Here is a 10,794-nt window from a genome sequence, read left to right on the forward strand (position 1 = left end):
AACCAGCAGCGCACAGCAAACCAGCACGTTAGCCCTGACGCGGGTCAAGCTGCACAGACCGCTAATGACGTAGACCAACAGCAACAGATTGATGGTCTGTCTAAGACTCTGGCAAACCAGCAGCGCACAGCAAACCAGCACGTTAGCCCTGACGCGGGTCAAGCTGCACAGACCGCTAATGACGTAGACCAACAGAAACAGATTGATGGTCTGTCTAAGACTCTGGCAAACCAGCAGCGCACAGCAAGCCAGCACGTAACCGCAACGTCTACCCCTGCTACCGTCACCCTTTTAACAGGTGCAAGTAAGAAGGAACTGAAAGCTGAACAGGTAGCGCGGAAACGTGCTGATTATCAGCAGAAGCAAGCCGCCTATGCACAGCGTCAAGATATCGACCTGAACAGTTATCACACACAGGTTAACCGAGCTGCTATTGAGAACAATCAGCAGGCTATTGTCAGCAATACTCAGCACCTCGACTCTTTAGAGAAGCGCCAGAACCAGCAGGACAAGACAATCAAGGATAACGATAAGCGCGCTTCTGCTGGTATCAGTGCAGCCTTTGCCATGGCTTCAATCCCACAAGTTACAGAGTCCCAACAATTCGCTTTAGGCGCTGGTGCTGGTACTTACAACAGTGAATCAGCTGTTTCAGTGGGGGCTTCATTCCACGCCACAAGTAACACCATCGTTAAGCTGAATGTTTCCGCTGATACAGAAAGTAACTTCGGAGCGGGCGTAGGCGCTTCTATAGGCTGGCAATAACTAAACGGGCAAGGAAGCCCCTTTAACACAGGTTAAACAAAATGCTGATTGAAGATTTTATAATCTCAGGCAGTACCCGCAATAATCAGTATTTTATTGAAGTCTCTATGTCATTACTCACAGACTCTTACAGCGATGTGGTTTTGCTGGTCTGGAAAAATGAAGCTGGAAACTCCGCATTAATTCACAGTCACATCATGGTTAACACTTCAGAAGACCCTAATAAACTCTTTCAGTTTTACCTTGCAAAATTCAATTTACGTGAAGCGCATCTATGGTGGTGATAATAAACGCTCCGTCGCTTAACGTTTCGGTGATCCTGTCCACAAGGTTGTTCCGGTATTGACTCTGCCTGACGGTGATCGTCTCTTCATCAGGTTTAGCGGCATTGAGTGTGACCAGAGCCGCTGTGTTGGCGCCACTTTTATCGATGGTTACGACCTCTGGTTCGCCGTGCTGGCCAATAGCCTTGCGGAAAAAACCTAGTGCTGCCGCAGCATCCCGTTTAGTCGTTAGCAGGAAATCAATAGTCTGGCCCGCTGTATCTACTGCACGGTACAGATATTTCCATTGTCTTTTGATTTTTATGTAAGTTTCGTCCATGCGCCATCGACGACCCACTGTGCGTTTACGCAGACGAAACGCCTTATCCAGCAACGATACGAGGCGGATAACCCAGGCGACTGAAGGCTTTTCGGAACAGAGACATGGTCAGGCAACATCACAAAAAAACAACATGTTGCCTGACGCCATCTTAATGCGACAGAACCGCCAATACCCACGATATCAAGTTAGTTGCCGATACCTTGATGGCCTTCAGACGGGCAAACCTGGCAGAAAACTCAGGTTATGCCAGGATAAGTGTTGGCTGGAGAGCCAGGAGCGCTATCTGAAGAGTCGGCGCTCTGAATCTTATATCCAGTCGAGGAAGGAAGAATCTGATGCCAGTAAGAACACGAGCCTCACATCAAAGCGCACCGTTGGGTTGTAGAAAAAACTTACAGCTGGATGAAGCGCTTTCGTCGGGTGCTTACGCGTTGGGAAAAGAAAGCCGATAATAATGAGGCTATGCTGCATCTGGCTTGCGGGATTATTGTCTGGAATAAAATCCTATTGGGATAGGCTCTTAGTCTGAATATATTATTGTGTGGAAATTTTTTATTTTACAAGTATTGGTAATGCATTGCGTCCATCGATATTAGTGACACTTAATTGATATATATCCTATTTACAATTAAAGGAAACATTATGACTAACCCAGTTGAAACAGCAAAAACAGTAATAGATACAGCAGATAAAGCTTTAGATCTCTACAACAAGGTACTCGATCAGATTATACCTTGGAATACATTTAACGATACAGTGAAAGAATTAAGCCGTTTTAAAGAAGATTACTCTCAAGCGGCATCCACATTAGTTGGCGAAATTAAAACACTTCTGATGAATAGCCAAGATAAATACTTCGAGGCGACACAAGTAGTTTATGAATGGTGTGGAGTGACAACACAATTATTGGAAGCCTATCTTTCATTGTTTAATCAATATGATGAAAAAAAAGCGTCAGCACAAAAGGCAATATTAATAAAAGTGCTAGATGATGGGGTTGCTAAACTCGGAAAAGCACAAGAAGCACTTCATGCTAGTTCTCAAAGTTTCAACTCAGCATCTGGAAAATTATTAGCACTGGATAGCCAGTTAGCTAATGATTTTAATGAAAAAAGTGATTACTTTCAAGGGCAAGTAGATAAAATCAGAAAAGAAGCATATGCGGGAGCTGCTGCTGGTATTGCCGGAGGGCCTTTTGGTTTAATCATTGCCTACTCAATAGCTACCGGGGTTGTTGAGGGGAAACTAATCCCAGAGTTGAGAAATAAATTAAAGTCTGTCAAAGATTTTTTTGAATCGCTGACTACGATTGTAAACACTGCCAATACAGATATTGATAAAGCCAAGGATCAGTTAAAAGCTGAAATATCTAATATTGGAGACTTGAAAACACAGACAGAAACAACTCGATTTTTTGTTGATTACGATGATTTAATGCTGAAGCAGTTGCAGGATTCTGCAACAAAATTAATTTCATCGTGTAATGAATACCAGAAACACCATGGGAAAAAGAATTAATAAATTATGGGGATATAGTGCGAGGTTTTTTATATCTTTTGTAAAATAAGTATCCTCCGGCATAGCCGGAGGTTTTTCATATGCGCCTATAATGATCTGTTACCAGTCGCACCTAACAGGCGCATTGCTCCTTACACTGCCGGCGGTTCTGTCGCATTAAGATGGCGTCATAGCTTGGTACTTTCCGGGCATGTTGACTAAGCCACGCTAATGTTGATTGGCGTTGAGAAATTTTACTTACACTAGCCGTTAGATGAAATTTTTGGGTGCGTGGTTTTTAGTGAGGGGTTTTGCGTAACTCATTGATTTAAATGGTACGCCCTACAGGGCTCGAACCTGTGACCTACGGCTTAGAAGGCCGTTGCTCTATCCAACTGAGCTAAGGGCGCACTGAAAGTGCTGTTTTGTATCGTACCACGTTTTCGGGACGCTCGGATTATACGGTCAGTACCTTTCTAGTCAATGGCTTTTCAACTACCTGCGCGACAATTAAGCATAAAGTCTCAACAATGCCTGACAGCGAGCCGCGCTTCTGACAAAATAGAAACATTCCCCTCCCTTTTTTATTACAGACGGAATCATCTGACTGATGGCAGCAAAGATTATTGACGGTAAAACGATTGCGCAGCAGGTACGGCTTGAAGTTGCAGAAAAAGTGAAAGCCCGTATTGCCGCTGGAAAACGTGCTCCAGGACTTGCAGTTGTGCTGGTTGGCGAAAACCCTGCATCGCAGATTTATGTCGGGAGTAAACGTAAAGCATGTGAAGAAGTGGGTTTTATTTCTCGCTCGTACGATTTGCCTGACACCACCACGGAAGCAGAGCTGCTGGAGCTGATTGATACGCTCAACGCAGATAACGAAATCGACGGTATCCTGGTGCAACTGCCGCTACCTGCGGGCATCGACAACGTGAAAGTTTTGGAACGTATCGACCCGGATAAAGATGTGGATGGTTTTCACCCGTACAACGTTGGCCGTCTGTGCCAGCGTGCACCGCGTCTGCGCCCTTGTACGCCACGCGGTATCGTGACGCTGCTTGAGCGTTACGGCATTGATACCCACGGCCTGAACGCCGTAGTGATTGGCGCGTCTAACATTGTTGGCCGCCCAATGAGCATGGAACTGCTGCTGGCTGGCTGCACGACTACCGTTACCCATCGCTTCACTAAAAACTTGCGCCATCACGTCGAGAACGCCGATCTGGTGATTGTCGCGGTCGGCAAACCTGGCTTTATTCCAGGCGAGTGGATCAAGGAAGGGGCGATTGTGGTGGATGTGGGTATTAACCGTCTGGAGAGTGGTAAAGTGGTCGGCGACGTAAATTATGATGAAGCTGCCGCCAAAGCCTCGTATATTACGCCGGTTCCGGGTGGCGTTGGCCCAATGACCGTCGCCACTCTTATCCAGAATACCTTGCAGGCTTGCGAGGAATATCATGATGTCCATGGAGAGTAAAATGGCGACCTTCTCATTAGGTAAACACCCACACGTTGAATTATGCGATCTGCTGAAGCTGGAAGGCTGGTGTGAAAGCGGCGCACAGGCGAAAGCGGTGATTGCGGAAGGGCTGGTGAAGGTAGATGGCGAAGTGGAAACCCGTAAGCGCTGCAAAATCGTTGCAGGCCAGACGGTGGTTTTTGAAAGTCTGAGCATTACGGTTCAAGAATAAGCTTCCCGCCTTAACCCTCGCTTTTGGGCGAGGGTTTCCCTTCTTGGTTAACCTCCTGCAATCGAATCACGTAAGACAAATTCTGAGCTATTCTTCTTTTTTCTCTCACGAAACAATGCCTTCTATGCCAACTATCATCACACATGCTGCGGTGCCCATTTGTTTAGGATTAGGGCTGGGTAAAAAAAATATCCCTCTACGCCTTTTATTGGGCGGCATTGTTCTGGCCATGCTGCCTGATGCCGATGTACTGGCTTTTAAATTTGGCGTAGCGTATGGCAATGCTTTTGGGCATCGCGGTTTCACGCACTCTTTGCTATTTGCTTTTGTCCTGCCGCTGCTTTGCTTGTTCGGTTACCGCTGGTTTAGGGCAGGGATTATCCGCGTCTGGCTATTCCTGACGGTATCATTGCTTTCACATAGTCTGCTGGACTCAGTGACCACGGGTGGCAAGGGGGTTGGCTGGTTATGGCCGTGGTCGGACGAACGCTTTTTCGCTCCCTGGCAGGTGATTCGCGTCGCACCGTTTGCGCTGTCACGTTATCTCGAACCGCGCGGACAGGCGGTAATATGGTCGGAGCTGCAATGGGTTTGGCTACCCGGATTGCTGATGGCTTTTTTGATATTTGTGATGCGTAAGAACGTGCACTAACCCCCTACTAAAACCAGGTTAAAACCTGCGCAACTTCAAATATTCGATAACAGTATGGCTACAACTCAGATTTTAGTTGCCGAGTAAAATTCGTTTCGTCAGTATAAGTAGAACGTTCTACTAGAACGTTCTACTTACCATAAGAACGCGTAAATTTATAAAACGCGATGGCGGCGTCAACACCGGGGGATTGTCCATGAGTTTGTTATCGAGCATTACGAAATCGTTATCTAAGCTGTCGATGATAGGGCGTGCATTAATGCTGCCAATCTCGCTGCTTCCTGCTGCGGGTCTGTTACTGGCCTTTGGCGATAAATTCCATTTACCGCTGATGATGAACGCGGGTGGTGTGATTTTCGACAACCTGCCGATGCTGTTTGCCATTGGTTCGGCGGTTGGCTTGGCGGCGGAGTCGGGGATTGCTGCGCTGTCGGCGGCGGTGTCAGTGTTTATCATCAACGTGACCATAGGCACCGTGTTGAATATCACACCGGAAATGGCGGCGACTGGTGGGAAATACGCCATGGTGGTGGGCATCCCAACCTTGCAGATGGGCGTCTTTGGCGGGCTGATTTCCGGTATTCTCGCCGCGTGGTGTTATAACAAGTTCCACACCATGCAGTTACCTGAATTCCTGGGGTTCTTCTCAGGTAAACGCTTTGTGGCCATTGCCACCGCATTTTTATCTTTCCTGCTCGGAATGGTGCTGCCGTGGATCTGGTCTTACATTCAGTCAGGTATTGATTCGCTGTCGCTTATTGTGAATGGTGATAATCAGGCGCTTTCGACTTTTATCTTTGGACTGGTGGAACGTGCGTTGATCCCACTCGGCTTGCATCATATTTGGTATCCTTCGTTCTGGTATTCATTTGGTGAATACACCACACAGGCCGGGCAGGTGATCCACGGTGACCAAACCATCTGGTTCAAAATGCTCGAAGAAGGCACGAAATCCTTCAGCAGCGACAGCTACCACAACGCCGGTAAATTCATGCAAGGTGAATTCCCGCTGATGCTATTTGCATTGCCAGCGGCATGTCTGGCGATGTATCACGAAGCAAACACCAAAAATAAGAAAATTGCCGCCGGTATTCTTTTCTCTGCTGCGTTGACCTGTTTCCTGACGGGCATTACCGAACCGGTTGAGTTTACCTTTATCTTCGTTGCGCCAATCTTGTATGTCTTCAACGCGATTATGGCTGGCCTGTCATATATGTGTATGTATTTACTGCATGCGCATATTGCCAAGTCGTTCTCAGCCGGGATGATTGACTACATTTCATTTGGGATTTTGCCATCATTCAACGGATACCAGACTAACTTCCTGTCGGCGATTATTGTCGGTGTGCCAATGGCGTTCATTTACTACTTCACTTTCCGCTATGTGATTCGCCGTTTTGATGTCAAAACACCGGGTCGTGCAGACGTTACCGCGAATGCAAATGACAAAACAGACAGCGAACTGGCTGGCGATATTATTAGCCTGCTGGGGGGCGCTGAGAACATCAACTCTGTTGGTTCATGTATCACGCGTCTGCGTCTGGAAGTCGAGAAGAGCGAGTACGTTGATAAAGATGGTCTTAACAGCCTCGGTGCGCGCGGTGTGGTATTTGTCGGTGACTCGGGTATTCAGGTGATATTCGGTGCCCGAGCGCAGTTTATCGCCCAAACGATGTCCACTATGATCGGCAAATAACTTTCCCCGTCATCCTTCAAGGTGTAGGGGTGTTGGCTGCATTCACTTACCCCAGTCACTTACTCAAGTAAGTTCCTGGGGCTAAGTTCTTTTGCCGCCTTCCTGCAGTTTGAATGCTATAGGGGAAAGGGCAGCAAAACCCAGTATGTTTACTGGGGCCTTTTATGGTATTGATAACAAGGACATTTGGTGTAAAGGAATAGGATGAAAAAGATCAATATTATTGATGTGGCACAACTGGCTGGAGTCTCTGTCTCCACCGTTTCACTGGTGCTGCGTCAAAAAGGAAAGATCTCGGACGCGACTATCGAAAAGGTCAATGCTGCGATTAAACAGCTTGGCTATATTCATAACGTAGCAGCGGCCAATCTGCGTTCCAACACCTCCAATCTCATCGGCTTGATTATCAGGGATTTCAGCGACACCTTTTGCGTTAATGTCATGGCGAGTGTGGTTAATTATCTGGGAAAACAAGGCTATATGGTTTTTCTTGGGCATCCACAAAATGACGAAGATCAGTTACAACAGTGTTTAACGTCTTTCACCCAGCAAGGCGTGGCGGGGGTGATTTATCTTGATACCGACTACCGTTTAGAATCCATACCCACCCTAATTACCGAATGCCGGTTACCGACCGTTATCATTTCTGAATCGACGGTGATAAGCGAACGGGATGTGATTGGACGGGATAATCGTCAGGCAGGAAATCAGGCGACGCGCTATTTTCTTGATCGTGGCCACCGAAATATCGCCTATTTGGGCGGCTCGGCAACCAACCTGATGCGTGAAGAACGTTTACTGGGTTATCGAAATGCACTTGCGCAATATGATCTGCCATTCCGCGAGGAATGGGCGCCCGTTTGCGAAAACAACACCGAAGCTGCGGCACGCGTAACACGGCAATTGCTGGAAAAAAACAGCAAAATCACCGCCATGCTTTGCCATTCGCCGTCTGCCATTATTGGCTGCCTGAATGGTATTCAGCAGGTTGGGCGAACTGTCGGCAAAGATGTGTTTTTGACCCAACAAGTTTCACTGATTGGGTTCGAAGATATGATGCACATTAATCTTACTTCCCCCCGGTTTACCTATGTTTCGGCATCCAGTGAAGAAGCGGGGCGACAAGCCGCAACGCTGATTGTGAATAAGATTAAGACACCGATGTTGCCGTCGCAGAAGATTATTATTTCTGGGGAGTTAGTGCAGAGAGATTCTGCTTAGTACTTCCCCCTCCGTCAGAAGGGGGATAAATCATCAACGATGGAACTCGCCTGCCGCTTCCGGCTGGTATTGCAGCTCCAGCACTTCCAGATGCGTTTGGTTACCGTTCGGTAACGTCCAGTTAATCGTTGCACCAACACGCAAACCCAGCAGTGCCGCGCCAACAGGCGCCATTACCGAAAGTTGGTTGTCGCTATCAGTCAGGTTTGCCGGGTACACCAGCGTGCGAACATGCTCCTCTTTTGAGGTCAGATCGCGGAATTTCACGCGGCTGTTCATGGTCACGACGTCTTTTGGCATATCTACAGGCTTACGCATTTCTGCTCTGTCCAGTTCTGCGTTCAGCGCGTGGGCGACAGGCTGGTTGGCAAATTGTGGTTGCTCCAGCAATCGGTCAATACGCTCGGCATCAAGTTCATTAATGATAATGGCTGGTCTGGACATATTTTCTCTCCATGTAAAAAAACAGGCACTCTTGTGCCTGATGGTGGACCCTACAAAAGAAAACCCTCACTCCAAGGAGTGAGGGTTTGGTCTGTGATGATGATACTGAGCTTACCGTTTACTTTAAAGCGACTTCAGTCACATTTTAATAACAGCGCAGTTTACAGAATAATGCTGCCTACCAGAGCAAACAGGAAGGCGATAGTGCCGAGCAACGTTTCCATCACAGTCCAGGTTTTCAGGGTGGTTTTCTCGTCCATTTCCAGGAAACGGCCAACCAACCAGAAGCCGGAGTCGTTCACGTGAGACAGTACGGTTGCACCACCTGCAATGGCCACCACGATGAAGCACAGGTCAAACTGGCTCAAGCCCGGTGTGACGGCAACCATTGGGGAAATCAGCGCCGCAGTCGTTGTCAAAGCAACAGTTGCAGAACCTTGCGCGACACGCAGTGCGGTAGAGATAACGAACGCGGCAACAATCACCGGCATACCGGTATCGGATAAAACACCCGCCAGTGCATTACCAATGCCACTTGCACGCAGAACGCCACCGAACATACCACCCGCACCGGTCACCAAAATGATGCCGCAAATTGGGCCGAGGGCACCATCACACACTTTTTCCAGGTGCTGGCGGCTACGGTTGCCACTAAAGACTGAAAGTGCGAAGAATACGGTAATCAACAGTGCGACAGGGGTTTTACCCAACATCCGCAGGAATTGAACCACGATGTTATCAGCGCTGACCCAACCGATTACGGTGGCTGTGTTCAGACCTGTGTCGAGGAAAATCAGTACCAGTGGCAGCAGCAAAATCGCTAATACGGTGCTAAATGCTGGTGGCTTGTTGTTTGTATCGACTTCTACGCTTCCGAGGAAAGTAGAAGGCAATGGAACATGGAATTTTTTACCTGCGTACTGACCAAACAGATACGCGCCGAGATACCAGGTTGGAATCGCGATAACCAGGCCAACAATCACCAGCAGACCGATATTTGCACCCAGCAATTCGCTGGCAGCAACCGGACCTGGATGTGGTGGCAGCAGGGCATGCATGACCGCAAACGCACCCGCAGCAGGCAGAGCATACTTCAGCGTAGAGCCGCCGAATTGTTTTGCCACACTGAAGATAATCGGCAGCATTACGACCAGACCCGCATCAAAGAAGATTGGGAAGCCGAACATCAACGATGCCACGCCGAGTGCAAGAGGTGCACGGTGTGAACCAAATTTACCGACTAGCGTATCGGCAAGTACTTTTGCCCCGCCGGAAATTTCAAGCAAGCGGCCAATCATTGCGCCAAGGCCAACCAACAGCGCAACGCCTGCCAGTGTGCTACCAAAACCACCTAAAATAGTTGGGACAATTTTATCGAACGGCACACCGGTAACCAGGGCGACGACGATGCTCACAAGGGTTAAGGCTAAAAATGCATGCACTTTGAAACGCATGATCAGGATAAGTAAGAGTACGACTGAGCAGGCTGCGATCCCTAGCAGGGTTCCTGCACCGAGATGTGTTGTTATTTCGGTCATGTATTTGTCCTCTGCGCCGAATTTATATGTGAAAAAGGCTTAAAGCATAATTCACCAGATTGCTGATACCGGTAACATGATACTGGTAACATTGGCCTGTCGGGAATGGATTACCGTATGTTTATTGGTGTTTTGAGAGCAAGTTCAAACTATCGAAATAAACCCTCATTAATCACCGCTGATGAATTGCTGACCGTAAATAAACCTGCCAGGTGAAAAATTGCATTACCCTCAATATACCCCTCATCTTTCAAGTCGCAGGTGCGTCAGCGGCTGTTGTTAACCGCGAATCTGTATCTTGAAATCTGTTGGGTATATGCACGTATCACTTATGCGCCTTGTGCGATCATCACCTGAAGAGGCGTGCGTGCCAACCGGGCAGACTTTTTCAAAGAGCTGACTCTGCCGTTTTATGGCTATAACCGTCCAGGGGCGGAAATCTCGGAAGGTGTCAGGGAGAGTTTTGTCGAGCAGGGCATGCAGGGGGGAATCAAAGCGCTTTACGATTGTATAAAAGCGTTTTCTGAAACCGACCTGCGCGAAGACCTGAAGAAAATGACCATCCCAACGCTGGTCATTCATGGCGATGATGATCAGATTGTACCCTTTGAAACTTGCGGGAAAGTCACGGCGGCGACGTTGCCTGACTCGATTTTCAAAGTGTACCAGGGCGGATCGCACGGC

General features: G+C 48.0%; 10 protein-coding genes, 1 tRNA gene and 3 pseudogenes. 10 read left to right on the forward strand and 4 right to left on the reverse strand.

Annotated features, from left to right (window positions below; all coding sequences use genetic code 11):
* Together VJY99_RS07225 and VJY99_RS07230 are read left to right on the forward strand one after the other, a co-directional pair.
* On the forward strand, positions 1-765 hold a 765-nt coding region (locus VJY99_RS07225; protein ID WP_324117381.1), incomplete at its 5' end, for a YadA C-terminal domain-containing protein.
* Between the two features lie 41 nt (positions 766-806).
* Positions 807-1,049 (forward strand): hypothetical protein, encoded by a 243-nt coding sequence (locus VJY99_RS07230; RefSeq protein WP_324117382.1) that lies wholly within the window; start codon positions 807-809, stop codon positions 1,047-1,049.
* Between the two features lie 11 nt (positions 1,050-1,060).
* Here VJY99_RS07230 and VJY99_RS07235 read toward each other — a convergent pair.
* A pseudogene (locus VJY99_RS07235) lies at positions 1,061-1,443 on the reverse strand (IS6 family transposase); the annotation flags it as partial.
* Between the two features lie 92 nt (positions 1,444-1,535).
* Here VJY99_RS07235 and VJY99_RS19660 point away from each other — a divergent pair.
* Positions 1,536-1,887: pseudogene (locus tag VJY99_RS19660) on the forward strand (transposase); the annotation flags it as partial.
* Between the two features lie 126 nt (positions 1,888-2,013).
* On the forward strand, positions 2,014-2,889 hold the full coding sequence (locus VJY99_RS07245) for a hemolysin E (RefSeq protein ID WP_324117383.1): 876 nt from the start codon (positions 2,014-2,016) through the stop codon (positions 2,887-2,889).
* Between the two features lie 312 nt (positions 2,890-3,201).
* Here the strand turns inward: VJY99_RS07245 and VJY99_RS07250 are convergent.
* Positions 3,202-3,278 (reverse strand) — tRNA-Arg (locus VJY99_RS07250).
* 200 nt (positions 3,279-3,478) lie between these two features.
* Here VJY99_RS07250 and folD point away from each other — a divergent pair.
* From folD to malI, 5 genes are all read left to right on the forward strand, one after another.
* Positions 3,479-4,345 carry a bifunctional methylenetetrahydrofolate dehydrogenase/methenyltetrahydrofolate cyclohydrolase FolD gene (gene folD / locus VJY99_RS07255; RefSeq protein ID WP_324117384.1) on the forward strand — a complete coding sequence of 289 codons (867 nt, stop codon included), beginning with the start codon at positions 3,479-3,481 and terminating at the stop codon, positions 4,343-4,345.
* A gap of 1 nt (position 4,346) precedes the next feature.
* Positions 4,347-4,559 carry a ribosome-associated protein YbcJ gene (gene ybcJ, locus VJY99_RS07260; RefSeq protein WP_324117385.1) on the forward strand — a complete coding sequence of 71 codons (213 nt, stop codon included), beginning with the start codon at positions 4,347-4,349 and terminating at the stop codon, positions 4,557-4,559.
* Between the two features lie 124 nt (positions 4,560-4,683).
* Entirely contained in the window at positions 4,684-5,211 is a 528-nt protein-coding gene (locus tag VJY99_RS07265; RefSeq protein WP_324117386.1) for a metal-dependent hydrolase, read from the forward strand.
* A gap of 196 nt (positions 5,212-5,407) precedes the next feature.
* Complete coding sequence (locus VJY99_RS07270) at positions 5,408-6,907, forward strand: PTS transporter subunit EIIC (protein ID WP_324117387.1); 1,500 nt, start codon at positions 5,408-5,410, stop codon at positions 6,905-6,907.
* A 204-nt stretch (positions 6,908-7,111) separates the two neighbouring features.
* Positions 7,112-8,128, forward strand: a complete 1,017-nt coding sequence (gene malI, locus VJY99_RS07275) for a Mal regulon transcriptional regulator MalI (RefSeq protein ID WP_324117388.1) — start codon at positions 7,112-7,114, stop codon at positions 8,126-8,128.
* Positions 8,129-8,161: 33 nt separating this feature from the next.
* Here malI and rnk read toward each other — a convergent pair whose 3' ends face one another.
* Positions 8,162-8,572, reverse strand: a complete 411-nt coding sequence (rnk, locus tag VJY99_RS07280; protein ID WP_324117389.1) for a nucleoside diphosphate kinase regulator — start codon at positions 8,570-8,572, stop codon at positions 8,162-8,164.
* A 161-nt stretch (positions 8,573-8,733) separates the two neighbouring features.
* Positions 8,734-10,110 (reverse strand): GntP family permease, encoded by a 1,377-nt coding sequence (locus VJY99_RS07285; RefSeq protein ID WP_324117390.1) that lies wholly within the window; start codon positions 10,108-10,110, stop codon positions 8,734-8,736.
* A 360-nt stretch (positions 10,111-10,470) separates the two neighbouring features.
* Between VJY99_RS07285 and VJY99_RS07290 the strand changes: the two are divergent.
* Positions 10,471-10,794 (forward strand): annotated as a pseudogene (locus VJY99_RS07290) (alpha/beta fold hydrolase); the annotation flags it as partial.

Source organism: Buttiauxella sp. (genome assembly GCF_035271705.1).
GTDB lineage: Bacteria > Pseudomonadota > Gammaproteobacteria > Enterobacterales > Enterobacteriaceae > Buttiauxella.

Bases quoted from the DNA above. Each gene is read 5' to 3' on its own strand.
- folD (WP_324117384.1), top strand. From the start codon at position 3,479: ATGGCAGCAAAGATTATTGACGGTAAAACGATTGCGCAGCAGGTACGG.
- ybcJ (WP_324117385.1), top strand. From the start codon at position 4,347: ATGGCGACCTTCTCATTAGGTAAACACCCACACGTTGAATTATGCGAT.
- VJY99_RS07245 (WP_324117383.1), top strand. From the start codon at position 2,014: ATGACTAACCCAGTTGAAACAGCAAAAACAGTAATAGATACAGCAGAT.
- VJY99_RS07270 (WP_324117387.1), top strand. From the start codon at position 5,408: ATGAGTTTGTTATCGAGCATTACGAAATCGTTATCTAAGCTGTCGATG.
- VJY99_RS07230 (WP_324117382.1), top strand. From the start codon at position 807: ATGCTGATTGAAGATTTTATAATCTCAGGCAGTACCCGCAATAATCAG.
- rnk (WP_324117389.1), bottom strand. From the start codon at position 8,572: ATGTCCAGACCAGCCATTATCATTAATGAACTTGATGCCGAGCGTATT.
- malI (WP_324117388.1), top strand. From the start codon at position 7,112: ATGAAAAAGATCAATATTATTGATGTGGCACAACTGGCTGGAGTCTCT.
- VJY99_RS07265 (WP_324117386.1), top strand. From the start codon at position 4,684: ATGCCAACTATCATCACACATGCTGCGGTGCCCATTTGTTTAGGATTA.
- VJY99_RS07285 (WP_324117390.1), bottom strand. From the start codon at position 10,110: ATGACCGAAATAACAACACATCTCGGTGCAGGAACCCTGCTAGGGATC.